Genomic DNA, 16860 nt, shown 5'->3' with positions numbered 1-16860 from the left:
TTAAGGTCTAGTCCTTCGCAAAATCAATACTCCCCGATTGATATAAAAAAATTAATTAAACTCTTCTTCGTTTAGGAGGACGACATCCGTTGTGAGGTAATGGAGTAACGTCAATAATTTCTGTTACTTCGATCCCACTATTGTGTATAGAACGTATTGCAGATTCACGACCGTTACCTGGTCCCTTAACGTAAACTTTTACTTTACGCAAACCAGCTTCGTGAGCTACTTTACTAGCATCCTCTGCAGCTAGCTGTGCAGCGTAAGGAGTATTTTTCTTAGAACCTCTAAAACCCATTTTACCGGCTGAAGACCAAGAAACAACATCACCTTTCTTATTAGTCAAAGAAATCAATATGTTGTTGAAAGATGCTGCAATATGTGCTTCACCTACAGACTCAACAATTACTTTACGCTTTTTGGTTCCTTTACCAGCTTTAGCGTTTTTTCCTCCACCTTTAGTGTTTTGCTTTGCCATTGTTACTTATTATTTAGTTGCCTTTTTCTTATTAGCAACCGTTTTACGCTTCCCTTTACGGGTTCTTGAGTTATTCTTAGTTCGTTGTCCACGTAATGGCAAACCAGAACGATGTCTGATCCCACGGTAGCAACCAATATCCATAAGACGTTTGATGCTCATAGAAACTTCACTTCTAAGCTCACCTTCAATCTTATAAGTACCTACAGCTTCACGAATACGACCTATTTGATCATCATCCCACTCGTTTACTTTTAAATTCTCATCAACGTCAGCTTGAGCTAATATTTTCTCAGCTCTACTTTTTCCGATTCCAAAGATGTACGTCAAAGCGATTACACCTCTTTTTTGTTTTGGGATATCTACCCCTGCAATTCTAGCCATAATCCTTAACCTTGTCTTTGTTTGAACTTAGGGTTCTTTTTATTAATAACGTATAATCTTCCTTTGCGACGCACGATTTTGCAGTCTGCACTTCTTTTCTTCACTGATGCTCTTACTTTCATCTTACTAGTATCTATAAGTTATACGAGCCTTAGATAAATCGTATGGGCTCATTTCAAGTTTTACTTTGTCCCCAGGTAGTAATTTTATATAATGCATGCGCATCTTACCTGAGATATGCGCAGTCACGATGTGACCATTTTCTAGCTCAACGCGAAACATTGCGTTAGACAATGCTTCAATAATTGAACCGTCTTGTTCTATTGCTTGTTGTTTTGCCATTATGCTACTGCTTTTCTGTTTTTACCAGTTTTCATTAAGCCATCATAATGTCTATTCAATAAGTATGAATTTACTTGTTGCATAGTATCGATAGCTACACCTACTAAGATAAGCAATGACGTTCCACCGTAAAACAAAGCCCATCCCTGTTGCATCCCTAAAACACTAACTGCAATTGCTGGGAAAATAGCGATAAGAGCTAGAAACACAGAACCTGGAAGTGTAATCTGAGACATAATTCGATCTAAATATTCAGAAGTCTCAGTACCCGGTCTAATACCCGCGATAAAACCTCCACTTCTTTTAAGATCATCAGCCATTTTATTAGTTGGTACTGTAATCGCCGTATAGAAATACGTAAAAATGATTATCAATAAACCAAACACTAAGTTGTACCAAAATCCAAAAATGTTAGTAAACTGAGATGCTATACTTTGAGCCATTGGAGAATCTGAAAGTCCAATAACCGCACCAGGAATAAACATAATTGCCTGAGCAAAAATGATAGGCATCACCCCTGAAGCATTCAATTTTAAAGGAATGTACTGACGACTACCAAAAACATTACGCTCGTAACTACCACTAGCAGTTCTACGAGCATATTGCACAGGTATTTGACGTACGGCCATTACAAGGAGAACAGATAGTAAAACGATTACAAACCAAATCACTAACTCTATAAGGATCATAATTAATCCTCCATTAGATTCTGAAACTCTTGAAACCCATTCCTGAAGAAAAGACTGAGGTAAACGCGCAATAATACCCACCATAATTAACAGTGAGATACCATTACCAATACCCTTATCAGTGATCTTTTCTCCTAACCACATTGCAAAAATACAACCTGTAGTAAGAATAATAACCGAAGAAACTATAAAAGTTACATTACTCCCCATAACAAATGCTTCCGGAGGAAGAATGTTGAACAGATTTGTAATATAACCAGGACCCTGAATAAGTGTTATCGCAATGGTTAACCAGCGTGTAATCTGATTAATTTTACGACGACCACTCTCACCTTCCTTTTGAAGTTTCTGCAAGTAAGGTACCGCTATACCCATAAGCTGCACTACAATTGAAGCAGATATGTAAGGCATAATACCTAATGCAAATACAGAGGCATTAGAAAATGCCCCTCCTGTAAATGCGTTTAATAACCCAAGTAATCCACCGTCTGTTTGAGCAGACAAATTGGCTAACTGAGATGCATCAATACCAGGAAGTACGATTTGAGCCCCAAAACGGTATACCAAAAGTAAACCTAGGGTTAAAAGAATACGATTCTTTAACTCTTCAATCTTCCAAATATTTTTAATCGTTTCTATAGCCTTCATGCTGATTGTGTTATAAAGTTACTGCTTCTCCGCCTGCCGCTTCTATAGCTTTCTGTGCTGAGGCTGTAAATTTATGAACTGTAATCTTCAATTTAGCTTTTAACTCACCACGACCTAAAATCTTTACAAGATCATTTTTCCCGGCAAGTCTGTTTTGTACTAAAACATCAATGGTAACTTCATCTTTGATTCTACCAGCGTCAACATATTCTTGTAGTGTATCAAGATTTACTCCTGTAAACTCTTTACGGTTAATGTTTGTAAAACCAAACTTAGGAACACGTCTTTGAAGTGGCATTTGCCCACCTTCAAAACCTACTTTTTTAGAATATCCTGATCGTGACTTCGCACCTTTGTGCCCACGGCCAGCAGTTCCACCATTTCCTGTAGCTTCACCACGACCTCGCCTGCTGTCGTTCTTTTTTACCGAGCCTGCTGCCGGTTTTAGACTGTTTAAACCCATTTCTATTTATATTTAAGCTTCTTCTACAGAAACTAAATGACTTACTTTATTAATCATTCCCAAGATGTTCGGAGTATTTTCATGCTCAACAACCTGGCCCATTTTTCTAAGACCTAATGCCTCTAGAGTTCTCTTCTGGTTTTGAGTACGGTTAATAGCACTCTTTACCTTAGTTACTTTAATTTTTGCCATTGTCTTAAAAATTATCCTTTAAAAACTTTTTCAAGAGAAATTCCTCTTTGTTTAGCTACAGTCTCTGCACTACGTAATTGCAACAAAGCGTCAAAGGTAGCTTTTACCACGTTATGTGGGTTAGAAGATCCTTGATTTTTTGAAAGTACATCATGAATACCTACAGATTCAAGAACTGAACGTATTGCACCACCGGCAATAACACCGGTACCTGGAGCAGCTGGCATAAGCAGAACACGTGCTCCGCCATATTTTCCTTTTTGCTCATGAGGAATAGTACTCTTATTTAGAGGGATACGTACTAGATTTTTCTTAGCGTCTTCTACTGCCTTAGCAATTGCACTAGCAACATCCTTAGACTTACCAAGGCCCTGACCTACAACACCACTCTCGTCACCTACAACAACAATAGCAGAAAATCCAAAAGCTCTACCACCTTTTGTTACCTTAGTAACACGTTGAACACCAACTAAACGATCTTTAAGATCCAATCCACTTGGTTTTACTAACTCTACGTTTTTATATTTTTGATACATAACTTCTTAGAATTTTAATCCGCCTTCTCGGGCTCCTTCTGCTAATTGTTTTACTCTACCGTGGTATAAATAACCACCTCTATCAAAAGCTACAGCTTCTATACCTGCTTCTTTAGCTTTCTCTGCAATTGCCTTACCTACAAGTTTAGCAACATCAGCTTTATTTCCTTCTGCAGAAAAGTCTTTATCTCTTGAAGACGCAGCACCTAATGTTTTACCAGTAGTATCATCTATAATCTGTGCGTAAATCTCTTTATTACTTCTATATACAGAAAGTCTTGGGCGCTCTGCAGTACCAGTAAGTGACTTACGAATTCTGCGACGTATCTTATTTCTTCTTGTGTATTTTGAAAATGCCATATCGCTATATATTATGCAGATTTACCTGCTTTTCTTCTGATTTGTTCTCCTACAAACTTGATACCTTTTCCTTTGTAAGGTTCTGGCTTACGGAAGCCTCTAATCTTAGCAGCAACCTGACCAACCAATTGTTTGTCGTAAGAAGTTAATTTTACTATCGGATTTTTCCCTTTTTCAGTTACAGTTTCAACTACAACCTCAGGAGCCACCTCTAACACAATATTGTGAGAGAAGCCAAGAGCCATATCTAATTTCTGACCTTGGTTGCTAGCTCTATAACCTACACCCACCAACTCTAAAGATTTAGTATAACCATTAGCTACACCTTCAATCATATTAGCAATAAGTGCACGGTAAAGACCATGCTTAGCTTTATCATCTTTTTTCTCAGAAGAACGTTCTAACGTAATAACACCTTCTTCAATCTTAATATCTATGTTAGAATACTCTTGCTTAAGCTCTCCTAACTTTCCTTTTACAGTAATGATACCCCCCGCTACTTCAACAGTAACACCAGAAGGTATTGTAATTGGGTTTTTTCCTATTCTTGACATTGCTCTGTTCTTTTAACTGATTAATATACGTAGCAAAGCACTTCGCCTCCAACATTCTCACTTTGAGCTTGCTTTCCTGTCATTACTCCTTTTGAAGTAGAAACAATAGAGATTCCTAAACCATTAAGAATACGTGGCACATCTTTAGAAGATGAGTATTTACGTAAACCAGGCTTACTAATTCTCTGAATATTTTTGATAACAGACTCTTTAGTCTCTTTATCATACTTCAAGGCAATTTTAATAGTGCCTTGAGCAGTTTTATCTTCAAATTTGTAACTCAAAATGTAACCTTGATCAAACAAGATCTTAGTTATCTCTTTCTTTAAGTTTGAAGCAGGTATTTCCACAACTCTGTGGTTTGCTGCCGCTGCGTTTCTAATCCTAGTTAGAAAATCTGCAATAGTATCTGTATACATTTATATTAGATTGCGGTTTTGGTTTTCATATTTAACTATTTAAAATGAACCTAAAACCAATTTATTCTTAATTTACCAGCTTGCCTTTTTTACACCTGGTATAAGACCTTGATTAGCCATCTCACGAAACATAACGCGTGAAATACCAAAAGTTCTCATATATCCCTTAGGACGTCCTGTTAATTTACAACGGTTATGTTGACGCACAGGAGATGCGTTTTTAGGCAGCTTTTGTAATGCTTCATAATCACCAGCCTCTTTTAAGGCTTTTCTTTTTTCAGCATATTTGGCTGCAAGTTTCTCACGTTTTCTCTCGCGAGCTTTCATTGATTCTTTTGCCATAATTACTTCTTTTTAAAGGGTAGCCCCAATTGAGTTAATAATGCTTTTGCTTCTTTATCTGTTTCTGCAGAAGTTTCAAAGGTAACATTCATACCTTCAATTTTACGCACTTTATCAATATCTATTTCAGGAAATATGATTTGCTCTTCGATACCTAAACTATAGTTACCGCGACCATCAAATCCTGTTGCATTGATACCGTTAAAATCTCTTACTCGAGGTAATGCAGAAGTGATCAAACGATCTAAGAACTCATACATACGCTCACCACGCAATGTAACTTTAGCTCCAATCGGCATACCTTTTCTAAGTTTAAAAGCAGCAACATCCTTTTTAGACATTGTTGCAATTGCACGCTGACCAGCGATGGTAGTCAATTCTTCTACAGAATAGTCTATCAACTTTTTGTCAGCTACAGCAGCACCAACACCCCTAGAAATTACAATCTTTTTTAATTTAGGTACTTGCATAACATTCTTATACCCAAACTCTTCAGTAAGAGCCGCTATTACACGCTCTTTATATTCTGTCTTTAGTCTTGAAATGTAAGCCATAACTAAATTACTTCATTTGATTTTTTAGAAAAACGCACTTTCTTATCACCTTCTACACGATAACCTACACGAGTAGCATCACCATTACCGTCAACTAATGACAGGTTAGAAATATGTAAAGCAGCTTCTTTCTTTGCGATACCACCTTGAGGATTTGAAGCACTTGGCTTCTCGTGTTTAGAAACCAAATTAATCCCTTCAACGATCGCTTTGTTCTTATCTTTAAATACACGTTGCACCTTACCTTCCTGACCTTTATGATCACCTGCAGTAACACGAACGGTATCTCCAACTTTTATTTTAAGCTTTGTCATTTTAATACTGTATTAAAGCACCTCAGGCGCTAATGATACAATCTTCATGAATTGTTTCTCACGAAGCTCTCTTGCTACAGGACCAAATACACGAGTACCGCGCATCTCTCCCTGAGCATTTAAAAGTACACAAGCATTATCATCAAAACGGATATAAGATCCGTCAGGACGACGCACTTCTTTACGTGTACGCACAACTACCGCAGTAGAAACAGCTCCTTTTTTAACTTGGCCGTTTGGAGTTGCATCTTTTACAGAAACAACAATCTTATCACCTACAGAAGCATATCTTCTCTTTGTACCACCTAACACGCGGATAGTCAAAACTTCTTTTGCCCCGGTGTTGTCAGCTACTCTTAATCTTGATTCTTGTTGTAACATAATTACTTAGCTCTTTCAATGATTTCTACAAGTCTCCAACTCTTAGATTTACTTAAAGGTCTAGTTTCCATGATCTTTACTGTATCTCCAATATTGCAGTCATTTTGCTCGTCGTGTGCTACGTATTTTTTCGTTTTTAAAACGAACTTACCATACATAGGGTGTTTTACTTTCTTAACCTCAGAAACCACGATAGATTTCTGCATTTTATTACTGGTAACGACACCTATACGTTCTTTTCTTAAATTTCTTTTTTCCATCTTAAGCAGCATTATTGTAATTCTCGTTTTGTAAGCTCAGTAGCAATACGCGCTACAGATCTTCTTAGACCTCTAAGCTGAATGGGATTTTCCAAAGGAGAAATAGCGTGAGCCATTTTTAAGTCTGAATAAGCTCTCTTAGCTTTTACTAACTCTTCCTGTAATTCTGCTACAGATAGTTCTTTTACTTCTGATTGTTTCATTTTTCTAGAATTTAGTCAGCTTGATAATCCCGAGCCACTACATATTTTGTTCTAACCGGAAGCTTCTGAGCAGCTAAACGTAACGCCTCACGCGCTACAGGCTCAGCAACACCTCCTATCTCAAAAAGCATTCTGCCAGGTTTAACGACAGCTGCCCAATACTCAACAGCACCTTTACCTTTACCCATACGTACCTCAAGAGGCTTCTTTGTGATAGGCTTATCAGGAAATATTCTAATCCATAACGAACCCTCACGCTTCATAAAACGTGTGGCAGCAATACGTGCAGCTTCTATTTGTCTTGACGTAAGAAAGTTGGAATCTAATGATTTGATACCAAAAGTACCATTAGAAAGCTGATGCCCTCTTCCGGCATTACCTTTCATACGACCCTTCTGTTGCTTACGGAATTTTGTCTTTTTAGGCTGTAACATCTTGTTTTACTTTAAAAAATTACTTTCTACGACGTGATTTTGGAGCACCAGATCCACGACCGCCCTTTCCTTGCTTCTTAGCAAGACCTACTAAAGGAGATAATTCTCTTTTACCGTAAACCTCACCTTTCATAATCCACACTTTAATACCCAATCTACCATAAGTAGTGTGAGCTTCTACCAAAGCATAGTCTATATCAGCTCTGAATGTTGATAATGGAATACGACCATCTTTATAAGATTCTGAACGCGCCATTTCAGCACCATTCAAACGACCTGAAATCTGTATCTTAATACCTTCTGCATTCATACGCATTGCAGCCGCAATTGCCATTTTAGTAGCACGACGATATGAGATACGATTTTCAATTTGACGGGCTACTGAGGAAGCAACCAAAAATGCGTCAAGTTCTGGACGTTTAATCTCAAAGATATTGATCTGAACCTCCTTATCTGTAATTTGTTTAAGTTCCTCTTTCAACTTGTCTACCTCTTGACCACCTTTCCCGATAATGATACCAGGACGAGCAGTAGTGATAGTAACGGTTACAAGCTTAAGCGTACGCTCAATAATTACTCTAGACACACTAGCTTTAGATAAACGAGCGTGAATATACTTTCTAATCTTATCGTCTTCGGCAAGTTTATCACCGTAGTCGTTACCACCATACCAGTTAGATTCCCATCCTCTGATAATACCTAGGCGATTCCCGATTGGATTTGTCTTCTGTCCCATTTATTATTTGCTTTGTGTGTTATCTTTAGCACCAAGCACAACTGTAACGTGGTTGCTGCGTTTTCTTATTCTATGTGCGCGACCTTGTGGTGCCGGACGAAGTCTTTTCAACATACTCCCTCCATCTACACGGATCTCTTTAACAACTAAATCAGCATCTTCAATATTCGCATCCTCGTTTTTCTCTTGCCAGTTTGAAATAGCAGAAAGAACCAACTTTTCTACACGACGAGAAGCCTCTTTATTACTAAATTTTAATATTTGAAGCGCCTTTTCTACTTTCTGACCACGTACAAGATCTGCAACTAAGCGCATCTTACGAGGAGAAGTAGGGCAGTTGTTCAGTTTTGCAAAGGCTACAGTTTTCTTAGCCTCTTTTCTCTGCTCTGCTCTTTCTTTTTTACGAACTCCCATAGCTTCAATTATTTTTTACCTTTATTTTTTGACCCCACATGACCTCTAAAAGATCGTGTTGGTGAAAATTCTCCTAACTTATGACCCACCATGTTCTCTGTTACATAAACCGGAACAAACTGGCGACCGTTATGAACAGCTATAGTTTGACCAACGAAATCTGGAGTAATCATTGAAGCTCTTGACCAAGTCTTGATTACTGTCTTTTTATTAGCCTCTACATTAGCAGCAACTTTTTGCTCTAATTTATAGTGAACGTAAGGTCCTTTTTTTAATGAACGTGCCATATCTTATTATTTCTTTCTACGTTCTACAATATATTTATTACTCGCTTTCGTCTTAGTACGGGTTCTGTAACCTTTAGCAGGTATACCGTTTCTAGAACGTGGGTGACCTCCAGAAGCACGACCTTCACCACCACCCATTGGGTGATCAACAGGGTTCATTACAACCGGTCTTGTACGTGGACGCCTACCTAACCAACGCTTTCTACCAGCCTTACCAGAAACGATAAGCTGATGATCACTGTTAGAAACTGCACCTATAGTAGCCATGCAGTTAGCAAGAATCAATCTTGTTTCACCAGAAGGCAACTTAACAGTTGCAAATTTTCCGTCACGAGCCATTAACTGCGCAAACGCCCCAGCACTACGAGCCATAATAGCTCCTTGCCCCGGACGTAATTCTATACAAGAAATAATAGTACCTAATGGGATATCAGACAAAGGCATAGCGTTCCCTATTTCAGGAGCCGAACCAGATCCAGAAACAACATTCTGATCTACCTGCAAACCATTTGGCGCAATAATGTAACGCTTCTCTCCGTCTTGATAATTCAAAAGCGCAATAAAAGCAGTACGATTAGGATCATACTCAATGCTCGCTACAGTAGCAGGAACACCTTCTTTATTTCTTTTAAAATCAATAACGCGATAGCGTTTTTTATGACCACCACCTTTATAGCGCATGGTCATTTTTCCTTGACTGTTTCTCCCTCCAGATTTTTTAATCGGAGCCAATAGGCTTTTTTCCGGCTTATCAGTAGTAATGGCGTCAAACCCATTAACTACTCTAAATCGCTGTCCTGGAGTGATCGGTTTTAATTTTCTTACTGACATTTGTTTGTCTTAAATGTTACTATAAAAATCAATCACATCACCTTCCGCCACCTGTACAATAGCTTTCTTAAAGCCTTTTGTTTTACCAGTGATCATACCAGATTTTGTAAACTTGGTATTACGATCTGGGCGAACGTTCATTGTTCTTACTTTAATTACCGAAACACCATAAGTCGCCTCTACAGCGTTTTTAATTTCGATCTTATTCGAACCGGGATTTACTTCAAAGGTATAACGGCTGTTAAGCTCACTATCCGATGTAGCTTTTTCGGTAATCACGGGTTTTATTAAAATACTCATGTTGTTACTTACTTAAAGTTTGCTCAATTTCTTCTAGAGATCCTTCCAAAAACACTACATTATTTGCATTCATAATTTTGTAAGTGCTTAATTCTGAACTCATTACAACCTCAGAGGTCTTCAAATTGCGTGACGACAAATATACATTATTATTTGAAGCGCCCAACACAAACAAAGACTTTTTATTATCTAAGCCCAAGGCTTTTACAACGTCAACAAAATCCTTAGTTTTTGGGGTATCAAAATTGAAATCCTCAACTACCAAAATTGCTTTATCATTTGCTTTCAACGTAAGAGCAGAACGGCGCGCTAAACGCTTAAGACCTTTATTCAATTTGAATGAATAATTACGAGGTCTAGGACCAAACATTCTACCACCACCTTTAAACACACCAGACTTGATACTACCAGCACGAGCTGTACCCGTACCTTTTTGTTTCTTTATCTTACGTGTACTACCTGCGATCTCTGCACGCTCTTTAGATTTGTGCGTACCTTGTCTTTTATTAGCAAGGTGCTGCTTTACATCTAAATAAATAGCATGGTCATTAGGCTCTATTGCAAAAATAGCGTCAGAAAGGTTTGCCTCTCTTCCTATTTCTTTTCCTTTGATATCAACTACTGCTACTTTCATTATCTCTCAATAATTACATAAGAATTTTTGTGACCTGGCACACAACCTTTCACCACAAGCAGGTTCTTTTCAGCAACCACTTTTAAAACTCTTAAATTTTGAACTTTTACTCGCTCATTTCCCATTTGACCAGCCATACGCATACCTTTAAATACACGAGCAGGATAAGATGCCGCACCGATAGAACCAGGCGCTCTCAAACGGTTATGCTGGCCGTGGGTAGACTGACCTACACCACCAAATCCATGACGCTTTACTACACCTTGAAAACCTTTACCTTTAGAAGTACCAGCTATATCTACAAACTGACCTTCTTTAAAGACTTCTACAGTTACTGCATCTCCTAATTTGTACTCACCTTCAAATTCTTGGAATTCGACAACTTTGCGCTTTGCAACTGTACCTGCTTTCTTGGCGTGACCTTGAGCAGCTTTATTTGCAGTCTTTGCGTCATCGAAACCTAACTGAAGGGCACTATACCCGTCAACCTCTTCGGTTCTGACTTGGGTAACAACGCAGGGACCTGCTTCGATCACAGTACAAGGAATGTTCTTCCCATTCTCGTCAAAGATGCTGGTCATACCTACTTTTTTTCCAATTAACCCAGACATATTAATTAATATTGATTATTACTAGTTTACTTATTTATTGTTTGGCTTTCGCCGAAATAAAACAGGGTCAAAATACGTTCGACCCTGAATGTATTTTTATCCGTTTTTCCCTCGCCCGCAGCTTAGGACATGTTTATTCCGCTATGCGGAAATCAAACTATACTTTAATCTCTACTTCAACCCCACTAGGCAATTCAAGCTTCATTAACGCATCAATGGTTTTTGAAGATGAACTGTAAATATCAAGTAAGCGCTTATAAGAGCTAAGCTCAAACTGCTCACGAGATTTCTTGTTTACGTGTGGAGAACGCAATACTGTAAAGATTTTTTTGTGAGTAGGTAGTGGGATTGGCCCAGTTACTACAGCACCGGTACTTTTTACCGTTTTTACGATTTTTTCAGCAGACTTATCTACTAAGTTATGATCGTAAGATTTAAGTTTTATTCTGATTTTCTGACTCATTTCTTAGTAAATTAAGCGTTAGCAGTTCCTTTTGCCGCAGCGATAACTTCTTCCGATACATTAGAAGGAGTTTCTGCATAATGTGAAAATTCCATAGTAGAAGTTGCACGACCAGAAGAAAGCGTACGTAATGTAGTAACATAACCAAACATTTCAGACAATGGTACAGTTGCTTTCACAACTTTTGCACCAGCACGGTCACCCATACTACTCATCTGACCACGACGCCGGTTAAGGTCACCTACGATATCACCCATATTTTCTTCAGGAGTAATAACTTCAACTTTCATTATAGGTTCAAGCACAACAGCACCAGCAGCTTTAGCAGCGGCCTTGAATCCCATTTTAGCAGCAAGCTCAAAAGACAATGCATCAGAATCTACAGGGTGGAAAGAACCATCCTTAAGTGTAACTTTCATCGCATCAACTTCAAAACCAGCCAAAGGACCATTGATCATCGCAGCCTTAAAACCTTTCTCTACAGATGGTATATATTCTTTAGGAACGTTACCACCTTTTACCATATTCACAAATTCAAGACCTACTTTGCCTTCTTCTGCAGGCTCTAGAGTAAACACTATATCAGCAAATTTACCACGACCACCAGATTGCTTCTTGTAAACCTCTCTATGATCAGCAACTCTTGTAATAGCTTCTTTATACTCTACTTGTGGCTGACCTTGACTCACTTCCACCTTAAACTCACGCTTAAGACGATCTACAATAATATCTAAGTGCAACTCACCCATACCAGAAATAATAGTCTGACCTGAGGCCTCGTCTGTACGAACCTGGAAAGTAGGATCCTCTTCAGCTAATTTAGCTAAAGCCATACCTAACTTATCAACATCCGCCTTAGTTTTAGGCTCAACAGCAATACCAATTACAGGATCAGGAAAGTCCATACTTTCAAGAACGATTGGATGCTTTTCATCAGATAAAGTATCACCAGTCTTGATATCCTTAAACCCTACTGCAGCACCTATATCTCCAGCTTCGATAAAGTCAATTGCGTTTTGCTTATTAGCATGCATTTGATAGATACGAGATATACGCTCTTTATTTCCTGAACGATTGTTCAATACATAAGACCCAGCCTCCAGCCTACCTGAGTAGCTACGGAAAAATGCTAAACGACCTACGAAAGGATCTGTAGCAATTTTAAATGCAAGAGCAGCAAATGGAGCAGTCACATCTGGCTTACGAATTTCTTCTTTCTCAGTATCCGGATTAATTCCTTTAATACCATCCTTATCCATCGGAGAAGGCAAGTAACGACATACAGCATCCAATAAAAACTGCACACCTTTGTTTTTAAAGGCAGAACCACAAATCATTGGAATAATAGACATATCCATTACAGCAGCACGAAGAGCAGCATGCACTTCATCTTCAGTAATAGAATCTTCATCTTCCATATATTTCTCAAGTAAATTCTCATCATAAGCAGCAACCTCTTCGATTAGCATACCACGATACATCTTCACTTCCTCCTTCATTTCTTCAGGAATCTCAACAACATCAAAGGTTGCACCCTGAGTCTCATCATGCCACACTACAGCACGATTCTTAACAAGATCAATAATCCCTCTGAAGTCCGCTTCATCACCAATAGGCAAAACAATAGGCACTGCATTAGAACCTAACATTTCTTTTACCTGCTTACAAACCTCAAGAAAGTTAGATCCCTGACGATCCATTTTATTTACAAAGCCCATACGTGGCACTTTGTAATTATCTGCAAGTCTCCAGTTTGTTTCAGATTGTGGCTCAACACCATCAACTGCACTAAACAAGAACACTAAACCATCAAGAACACGCAAAGAACGGTTTACCTCTACAGTAAAATCAACGTGTCCCGGAGTGTCAATAATATTGAAGTTATAATCTTTAGTCTCTGGAAGCGGCTGAGCATTTTCCATAGGAAACTTCCACGTACAGGTTGTAGCAGCTGAAGTAATGGTTATACCACGCTCCTGCTCTTGCTCCATCCAATCCATAGTAGCTGCACCATCATGCACTTCTCCTATTTTATGACTCACACCAGTATAATAAAGTATACGCTCTGTTGTCGTTGTTTTACCAGCGTCAATGTGAGCAGCTATACCTATATTTCTTGTAAATTTTAAATCTCTTTGTGCCATTTTTTTTTAGAATCTAAAGTGAGAGAATGCTTTGTTAGCTTCCGCCATCTTATGAGTATCTGTACGCTTCTTAACAGCAGCACCTTCTTCTTTAGCAGCAGCTAATACTTCTGCAGCTAATTTAGAAGCCATCGATTTTTCATTACGCTTTCTTGAAAAGCTAATCAACCACTTCATTGCAGTAGAAATCTTACGATCTGGTCTAATCTGCATTGGTATCTGAAAGGTTGCTCCACCTACTCTACGACTACGCACTTCTACGTGAGGCATAACATTAGATAGCGCATCTTTCCAAACCTCTAAAGCTGTTTTCTCGTCGTTGTTTTTCTTTTCCTCTACGATATCCATTGCATCGTAAAAGATCTTAAAGGCTACCGACTTTTTACCGTCCCACATCATCATGTTTACAAAACGCGTAACCAGCTGATCGTTAAAACGAGGATCTGGTAAAAGTGGTCTCTTTTTGGCCTGTCTTTTTCTCATTTCTTCTCTTTAAAAGTTTTTAATTACTTCTTAGGGCGTTTTGCTCCATACTTAGAACGACGCTGTAGTCTTCCCTGAACACCTGCGGTATCCAAAGCTCCACGTACAATGTGATATCTAACACCTGGCAAATCTTTTACCCTTCCGCCTCTAACCAATACTATCGAGTGCTCTTGTAAATTGTGACCCTCACCACCAATGTATGCATTCACCTCTTTACCGTTAGTCAATCTAACACGCGCTACTTTACGCATCGCAGAGTTAGGTTTCTTAGGTGTAGTGGTGTACACACGAGTACAAACCCCGCGGCGTTGTGGGCACGAATCTAAAGCAGCCGATTTACTCTTCTTGGTTATCTTAGCTCTTCCTTTTCGTACTAATTGTGAAATTGTTGGCATAATTTCCTTTACCTAAATTATAGTTATTCTAATAGCCCCTTTTCTAAGGGCTCGCAAAGGTATAAAATAAATTGAGTAATTCAACACATAAATCATTAATTTTCAAAGGTATTTTATTATAATAGGTATTTGCCAAAAAACACTACAAACCAAATCCAAAATAAACACTTGAAGCAAAAGCAATTTTTATACAATCTACTTTTAGCTATTTACCTATCAAGCCTATGTTCAGCTTTTTCTCAGAATATTTCTTTAGAGATTATCACTAATTCTAAATCAGAAGACAGCCTCATCTCAAAATATTTTCAAAATATTGAATTTGACTCATTTAATGAGATGACCGAAGAAATAAACCAAACAAAGAATAAACTTTACCTAGAAGGATATCTTCAACATAAGTTCCATAACTTAAAAAAGAACTCAAAAGAGAACTATAGCTTAGAATTTTTTAGCGAAAAAAAAACAAAACAAATTACCTTATATATATATGACACAAAAACATTGAATTACTTAACAGATCTTGATTACAAAATTTCTAAAAACTCAATCAAAATAAAACCTCAAGAAATCCGTGAAATCCTCCCCAAACTAACACAAAACGCCGCAGAAATAGGCAACCCACTAACCACATTTCAACTAATAAATATTTTAGCATCAGAAAAAGGCTTTTCTGCAGAGCTAAAAGTTAACAGAAAAGAAAACAGAAACCTCACAAAGGTAATCATCAAAGGATACTCCAAGTTCCCGAAAAGCTTTATTAAACACCAAGCCAAACTAAAAACCCCGGCCCTTTTTCAAAAAAAGAAAATCCTAGACAAGACAAAAACCTTAGAAGAATTAGACTTTGTATCATTTAGCAAAGCCCCTGAGTTACAATTTAAAAAAGACAGCACATCTTTATACCTATATCTAGATAAAAAAAACACTAATACACTTGAGGGATTTTTAGGTTTTAGCCCTAACGAAGATGAATCAAAGTTGAGACTCGCTGGTTATTTAAACTTAAACCTAATAAACAACTTCAACCAAGGAGAACGAACAAACCTAACTTACAAAAGCAATGGCGACAACCAACAAATTTTAAACCTAAACACAAACCTCCCCTTTCTTTTCAAAAGTCCAATCAGCCTTTCCACAGGGATTAACATCTTCAGACAAGACAGCACATTTTCTAACGCATCACAAACTTTAGAAACTTCATTAAACATCGCTAAAAACACATTCCTCTCAACCTCACTAGAGCTTGAACAATCAACAACATCGCAAAACTCAGAGAACACAAACACAAAACCTTACAAAAAACAAATCTATTCAGGAAAACTCAGCTACAGTAAAACAAAAAACTCAACATTACAACCTCAATCAGCCTACTTAGAATTTATCGCAGGAACCGCTTTAAGAAAGACACAAAACCCCAACACCACAAATCAATTTATCGCCAGTTTAAATGCAGCATATAATTTTAGAATAAGCCCAAACCACAACCTTCACCTAAACAACCAAACAGCACTATTAAAATCCACTAATTACCTTGACAATGAATTATTTCGCTTTGGCGGAATCAACAACATAAGAGGATTTAAAGAAAATAGCATATCTGCAAATTTATACACAACCCTTCAAACAGAATACAGATACTCCCCCAGCTCAAAAATCTACATAAACACAATTATTGATGCCGCGTACTACGAAAACAATCTCAGCAACCAAGAAGATATCTTATACAGTTTTGGACTAGGAACTTCTCTTTTAACAAAAGCCGGAATACTAAAACTAAACCTAGCCAACGGCATTCACAATAATCAAAAATTCGAGTTATCAAACTCAATTCTACATTTAACATTGATCGCTAATTTTTAATAAAAAATTATTGTTAATTAAAAAACAAACCAACTAAACCATTAATTAAATAAGCATTTTTAATGTAAAAAATACGTTAATAATCATTAATATTAATACATTCTCAACTTAATATGCTAAAATTTAAAAATATCTTTAATTAACAC

The 16860-nt window shown here is 37.7% G+C and carries 30 protein-coding genes; 1 reads left to right on the top strand and 29 read right to left on the bottom strand.

Annotated elements, in window-relative coordinates:
• Positions 1–55: 55 nt before the first annotated feature.
• From rpsK to rpsL, 29 genes are all read right to left on the bottom strand, one after another.
• A complete protein-coding gene (gene rpsK / locus DSM02_RS17460) occupies positions 56–478 on the bottom strand; it encodes a 30S ribosomal protein S11 (protein WP_073100097.1) in 423 nt (140 codons plus the stop codon).
• Between the two features lie 9 nt (positions 479–487).
• Positions 488–862, bottom strand: a complete 375-nt coding sequence (gene rpsM / locus DSM02_RS17455) for a 30S ribosomal protein S13 (RefSeq protein ID WP_073100096.1) — start codon at positions 860–862, stop codon at positions 488–490.
• Positions 863–867: 5 nt separating this feature from the next.
• A complete protein-coding gene (gene ykgO / locus DSM02_RS17450) occupies positions 868–984 on the bottom strand; it encodes a type B 50S ribosomal protein L36 (protein ID WP_009779203.1) in 117 nt (38 codons plus the stop codon).
• 4 nt (positions 985–988) lie between these two features.
• A complete protein-coding gene (gene infA, locus DSM02_RS17445; RefSeq protein WP_028376332.1) occupies positions 989–1204 on the bottom strand; it encodes a translation initiation factor IF-1 in 216 nt (71 codons plus the stop codon).
• Positions 1204–2541: a preprotein translocase subunit SecY gene (gene secY / locus DSM02_RS17440; RefSeq protein WP_128766792.1), complete on the bottom strand. Its 1338-nt coding sequence runs from the start codon at positions 2539–2541 to the stop codon at positions 1204–1206. Before secY ends, infA begins: the two co-directional genes overlap by 1 nt.
• Positions 2542–2551: 10 nt before the next feature.
• Positions 2552–3004: a 50S ribosomal protein L15 gene (gene rplO / locus DSM02_RS17435; protein ID WP_128762268.1), complete on the bottom strand. Its 453-nt coding sequence runs from the start codon at positions 3002–3004 to the stop codon at positions 2552–2554.
• Positions 3005–3016: 12 nt separating this feature from the next.
• Positions 3017–3196: a 50S ribosomal protein L30 gene (gene rpmD, locus DSM02_RS17430; RefSeq protein WP_128762269.1), complete on the bottom strand. Its 180-nt coding sequence runs from the start codon at positions 3194–3196 to the stop codon at positions 3017–3019.
• A gap of 11 nt (positions 3197–3207) precedes the next feature.
• Positions 3208–3732, bottom strand: a complete 525-nt coding sequence (gene rpsE / locus DSM02_RS17425; RefSeq protein ID WP_073100092.1) for a 30S ribosomal protein S5 — start codon at positions 3730–3732, stop codon at positions 3208–3210.
• A 6-nt stretch (positions 3733–3738) separates the two neighbouring features.
• The gene (gene rplR / locus DSM02_RS17420) at positions 3739–4092 is read right to left on the bottom strand and encodes a 50S ribosomal protein L18 (protein ID WP_128762270.1); all 354 of its coding nucleotides are present in this window, start codon (positions 4090–4092) and stop codon (positions 3739–3741) included.
• Between the two features lie 11 nt (positions 4093–4103).
• Positions 4104–4646 (bottom strand): 50S ribosomal protein L6, encoded by a 543-nt coding sequence (gene rplF / locus DSM02_RS17415; protein ID WP_128766791.1) that lies wholly within the window; start codon positions 4644–4646, stop codon positions 4104–4106.
• Between the two features lie 20 nt (positions 4647–4666).
• The gene (rpsH, locus tag DSM02_RS17410) at positions 4667–5065 is read right to left on the bottom strand and encodes a 30S ribosomal protein S8 (protein WP_073100089.1); all 399 of its coding nucleotides are present in this window, start codon (positions 5063–5065) and stop codon (positions 4667–4669) included.
• 72 nt (positions 5066–5137) lie between these two features.
• Positions 5138–5407 (bottom strand): 30S ribosomal protein S14, encoded by a 270-nt coding sequence (gene rpsN, locus DSM02_RS17405; protein WP_128762272.1) that lies wholly within the window; start codon positions 5405–5407, stop codon positions 5138–5140.
• A gap of 2 nt (positions 5408–5409) precedes the next feature.
• Positions 5410–5961 carry a 50S ribosomal protein L5 gene (gene rplE / locus DSM02_RS17400; RefSeq protein WP_073100087.1) on the bottom strand — a complete coding sequence of 184 codons (552 nt, stop codon included), beginning with the start codon at positions 5959–5961 and terminating at the stop codon, positions 5410–5412.
• Between the two features lie 2 nt (positions 5962–5963).
• On the bottom strand, positions 5964–6275 hold the full coding sequence (rplX, locus tag DSM02_RS17395) for a 50S ribosomal protein L24 (RefSeq protein WP_128762274.1): 312 nt from the start codon (positions 6273–6275) through the stop codon (positions 5964–5966).
• Between the two features lie 12 nt (positions 6276–6287).
• Positions 6288–6656, bottom strand: a complete 369-nt coding sequence (gene rplN / locus DSM02_RS17390) for a 50S ribosomal protein L14 (RefSeq protein WP_009779191.1) — start codon at positions 6654–6656, stop codon at positions 6288–6290.
• A gap of 2 nt (positions 6657–6658) precedes the next feature.
• Complete coding sequence (gene rpsQ / locus DSM02_RS17385) at positions 6659–6916, bottom strand: 30S ribosomal protein S17 (protein WP_040533212.1); 258 nt, start codon at positions 6914–6916, stop codon at positions 6659–6661.
• Positions 6917–6927: 11 nt separating this feature from the next.
• A complete protein-coding gene (gene rpmC / locus DSM02_RS17380; RefSeq protein ID WP_009779189.1) occupies positions 6928–7119 on the bottom strand; it encodes a 50S ribosomal protein L29 in 192 nt (63 codons plus the stop codon).
• 11 nt (positions 7120–7130) lie between these two features.
• Positions 7131–7553 (bottom strand): 50S ribosomal protein L16, encoded by a 423-nt coding sequence (rplP, locus tag DSM02_RS17375; protein WP_072984087.1) that lies wholly within the window; start codon positions 7551–7553, stop codon positions 7131–7133.
• A gap of 19 nt (positions 7554–7572) precedes the next feature.
• Positions 7573–8289, bottom strand: a complete 717-nt coding sequence (gene rpsC, locus DSM02_RS17370) for a 30S ribosomal protein S3 (RefSeq protein ID WP_128762275.1) — start codon at positions 8287–8289, stop codon at positions 7573–7575.
• Positions 8290–8292: 3 nt separating this feature from the next.
• Positions 8293–8703, bottom strand: coding sequence for a 50S ribosomal protein L22 (gene rplV, locus DSM02_RS17365; RefSeq protein WP_128766790.1), 411 nt, complete (start codon positions 8701–8703; stop codon positions 8293–8295).
• A gap of 8 nt (positions 8704–8711) precedes the next feature.
• Positions 8712–8990 carry a 30S ribosomal protein S19 gene (gene rpsS, locus DSM02_RS17360; protein WP_128762276.1) on the bottom strand — a complete coding sequence of 93 codons (279 nt, stop codon included), beginning with the start codon at positions 8988–8990 and terminating at the stop codon, positions 8712–8714.
• A gap of 6 nt (positions 8991–8996) precedes the next feature.
• The gene (gene rplB, locus DSM02_RS17355) at positions 8997–9821 is read right to left on the bottom strand and encodes a 50S ribosomal protein L2 (protein WP_128762277.1); all 825 of its coding nucleotides are present in this window, start codon (positions 9819–9821) and stop codon (positions 8997–8999) included.
• A gap of 9 nt (positions 9822–9830) precedes the next feature.
• A complete protein-coding gene (gene rplW, locus DSM02_RS17350; protein ID WP_128762278.1) occupies positions 9831–10121 on the bottom strand; it encodes a 50S ribosomal protein L23 in 291 nt (96 codons plus the stop codon).
• A gap of 4 nt (positions 10122–10125) precedes the next feature.
• The gene (gene rplD / locus DSM02_RS17345; protein WP_128766789.1) at positions 10126–10755 is read right to left on the bottom strand and encodes a 50S ribosomal protein L4; all 630 of its coding nucleotides are present in this window, start codon (positions 10753–10755) and stop codon (positions 10126–10128) included.
• Positions 10755–11366 (bottom strand): 50S ribosomal protein L3, encoded by a 612-nt coding sequence (gene rplC / locus DSM02_RS17340; protein WP_128762280.1) that lies wholly within the window; start codon positions 11364–11366, stop codon positions 10755–10757. Before rplC ends, rplD begins: the two co-directional genes overlap by 1 nt.
• A gap of 157 nt (positions 11367–11523) precedes the next feature.
• Positions 11524–11829 carry a 30S ribosomal protein S10 gene (gene rpsJ, locus DSM02_RS17335; protein WP_009779180.1) on the bottom strand — a complete coding sequence of 102 codons (306 nt, stop codon included), beginning with the start codon at positions 11827–11829 and terminating at the stop codon, positions 11524–11526.
• 11 nt (positions 11830–11840) lie between these two features.
• The gene (gene fusA, locus DSM02_RS17330) at positions 11841–13973 is read right to left on the bottom strand and encodes an elongation factor G (RefSeq protein WP_128766788.1); all 2133 of its coding nucleotides are present in this window, start codon (positions 13971–13973) and stop codon (positions 11841–11843) included.
• A gap of 6 nt (positions 13974–13979) precedes the next feature.
• Complete coding sequence (rpsG, locus tag DSM02_RS17325) at positions 13980–14456, bottom strand: 30S ribosomal protein S7 (RefSeq protein WP_073100077.1); 477 nt, start codon at positions 14454–14456, stop codon at positions 13980–13982.
• 23 nt (positions 14457–14479) lie between these two features.
• Entirely contained in the window at positions 14480–14854 is a 375-nt protein-coding gene (gene rpsL / locus DSM02_RS17320; RefSeq protein WP_009779177.1) for a 30S ribosomal protein S12, read from the bottom strand.
• A gap of 168 nt (positions 14855–15022) precedes the next feature.
• Between rpsL and DSM02_RS17315 the strand changes: the two genes are divergently transcribed.
• Positions 15023–16714, top strand: a complete 1692-nt coding sequence (locus DSM02_RS17315; protein WP_128766787.1) for a BamA/TamA family outer membrane protein — start codon at positions 15023–15025, stop codon at positions 16712–16714.
• Positions 16715–16860: the final 146 nt, after the last annotated feature.

It is taken from the genome of Leeuwenhoekiella polynyae (genome assembly GCF_004104075.1).
GTDB lineage: Bacteria > Bacteroidota > Bacteroidia > Flavobacteriales > Flavobacteriaceae > Leeuwenhoekiella > Leeuwenhoekiella polynyae.
The sequence above is the reverse complement of the archived record's forward strand: the minus strand, read 5'-3'. Positions and strand labels throughout refer to the sequence as shown.

What these genes read in the sequence shown, in the direction of transcription:
- rplB (WP_128762277.1), bottom strand. Translation starts at nt 9,821, where the DNA reads ATGTCAGTAAGAAAATTAAAACCGATCACTCCAGGACAGCGATTTAGA.
- rplO (WP_128762268.1), bottom strand. Translation starts at nt 3,004, where the DNA reads ATGGGTTTAAACAGTCTAAAACCGGCAGCAGGCTCGGTAAAAAAGAAC.
- rpsJ (WP_009779180.1), bottom strand. Translation starts at nt 11,829, where the DNA reads ATGAGTCAGAAAATCAGAATAAAACTTAAATCTTACGATCATAACTTA.
- rplP (WP_072984087.1), bottom strand. Translation starts at nt 7,553, where the DNA reads ATGTTACAGCCTAAAAAGACAAAATTCCGTAAGCAACAGAAGGGTCGT.
- rpsS (WP_128762276.1), bottom strand. Translation starts at nt 8,990, where the DNA reads ATGGCACGTTCATTAAAAAAAGGACCTTACGTTCACTATAAATTAGAG.
- rpsL (WP_009779177.1), bottom strand. Translation starts at nt 14,854, where the DNA reads ATGCCAACAATTTCACAATTAGTACGAAAAGGAAGAGCTAAGATAACC.
- rpsC (WP_128762275.1), bottom strand. Translation starts at nt 8,289, where the DNA reads ATGGGACAGAAGACAAATCCAATCGGGAATCGCCTAGGTATTATCAGA.
- rplW (WP_128762278.1), bottom strand. Translation starts at nt 10,121, where the DNA reads ATGAGTATTTTAATAAAACCCGTGATTACCGAAAAAGCTACATCGGAT.
- rplF (WP_128766791.1), bottom strand. Translation starts at nt 4,646, where the DNA reads ATGTCAAGAATAGGAAAAAACCCAATTACAATACCTTCTGGTGTTACT.
- infA (WP_028376332.1), bottom strand. Translation starts at nt 1,204, where the DNA reads ATGGCAAAACAACAAGCAATAGAACAAGACGGTTCAATTATTGAAGCA.
- rpmC (WP_009779189.1), bottom strand. Translation starts at nt 7,119, where the DNA reads ATGAAACAATCAGAAGTAAAAGAACTATCTGTAGCAGAATTACAGGAA.
- rplN (WP_009779191.1), bottom strand. Translation starts at nt 6,656, where the DNA reads ATGTTACAACAAGAATCAAGATTAAGAGTAGCTGACAACACCGGGGCA.
- rpsH (WP_073100089.1), bottom strand. Translation starts at nt 5,065, where the DNA reads ATGTATACAGATACTATTGCAGATTTTCTAACTAGGATTAGAAACGCA.
- rplR (WP_128762270.1), bottom strand. Translation starts at nt 4,092, where the DNA reads ATGGCATTTTCAAAATACACAAGAAGAAATAAGATACGTCGCAGAATT.
- rplD (WP_128766789.1), bottom strand. Translation starts at nt 10,755, where the DNA reads ATGAAAGTAGCAGTAGTTGATATCAAAGGAAAAGAAATAGGAAGAGAG.
- ykgO (WP_009779203.1), bottom strand. Translation starts at nt 984, where the DNA reads ATGAAAGTAAGAGCATCAGTGAAGAAAAGAAGTGCAGACTGCAAAATC.
- rpsG (WP_073100077.1), bottom strand. Translation starts at nt 14,456, where the DNA reads ATGAGAAAAAGACAGGCCAAAAAGAGACCACTTTTACCAGATCCTCGT.
- rpsK (WP_073100097.1), bottom strand. Translation starts at nt 478, where the DNA reads ATGGCAAAGCAAAACACTAAAGGTGGAGGAAAAAACGCTAAAGCTGGT.
- rplE (WP_073100087.1), bottom strand. Translation starts at nt 5,961, where the DNA reads ATGGCTTACATTTCAAGACTAAAGACAGAATATAAAGAGCGTGTAATA.
- rpsM (WP_073100096.1), bottom strand. Translation starts at nt 862, where the DNA reads ATGGCTAGAATTGCAGGGGTAGATATCCCAAAACAAAAAAGAGGTGTA.
- fusA (WP_128766788.1), bottom strand. Translation starts at nt 13,973, where the DNA reads ATGGCACAAAGAGATTTAAAATTTACAAGAAATATAGGTATAGCTGCT.
- rpmD (WP_128762269.1), bottom strand. Translation starts at nt 3,196, where the DNA reads ATGGCAAAAATTAAAGTAACTAAGGTAAAGAGTGCTATTAACCGTACT.
- rplX (WP_128762274.1), bottom strand. Translation starts at nt 6,275, where the DNA reads ATGACAAAGCTTAAAATAAAAGTTGGAGATACCGTTCGTGTTACTGCA.
- rpsE (WP_073100092.1), bottom strand. Translation starts at nt 3,732, where the DNA reads ATGTATCAAAAATATAAAAACGTAGAGTTAGTAAAACCAAGTGGATTG.
- rplV (WP_128766790.1), bottom strand. Translation starts at nt 8,703, where the DNA reads ATGGGAGTTCGTAAAAAAGAAAGAGCAGAGCAGAGAAAAGAGGCTAAG.
- rpsQ (WP_040533212.1), bottom strand. Translation starts at nt 6,916, where the DNA reads ATGGAAAAAAGAAATTTAAGAAAAGAACGTATAGGTGTCGTTACCAGT.
- secY (WP_128766792.1), bottom strand. Translation starts at nt 2,541, where the DNA reads ATGAAGGCTATAGAAACGATTAAAAATATTTGGAAGATTGAAGAGTTA.
- rplC (WP_128762280.1), bottom strand. Translation starts at nt 11,366, where the DNA reads ATGTCTGGGTTAATTGGAAAAAAAGTAGGTATGACCAGCATCTTTGAC.
- rpsN (WP_128762272.1), bottom strand. Translation starts at nt 5,407, where the DNA reads ATGGCAAAAGAATCAATGAAAGCTCGCGAGAGAAAACGTGAGAAACTT.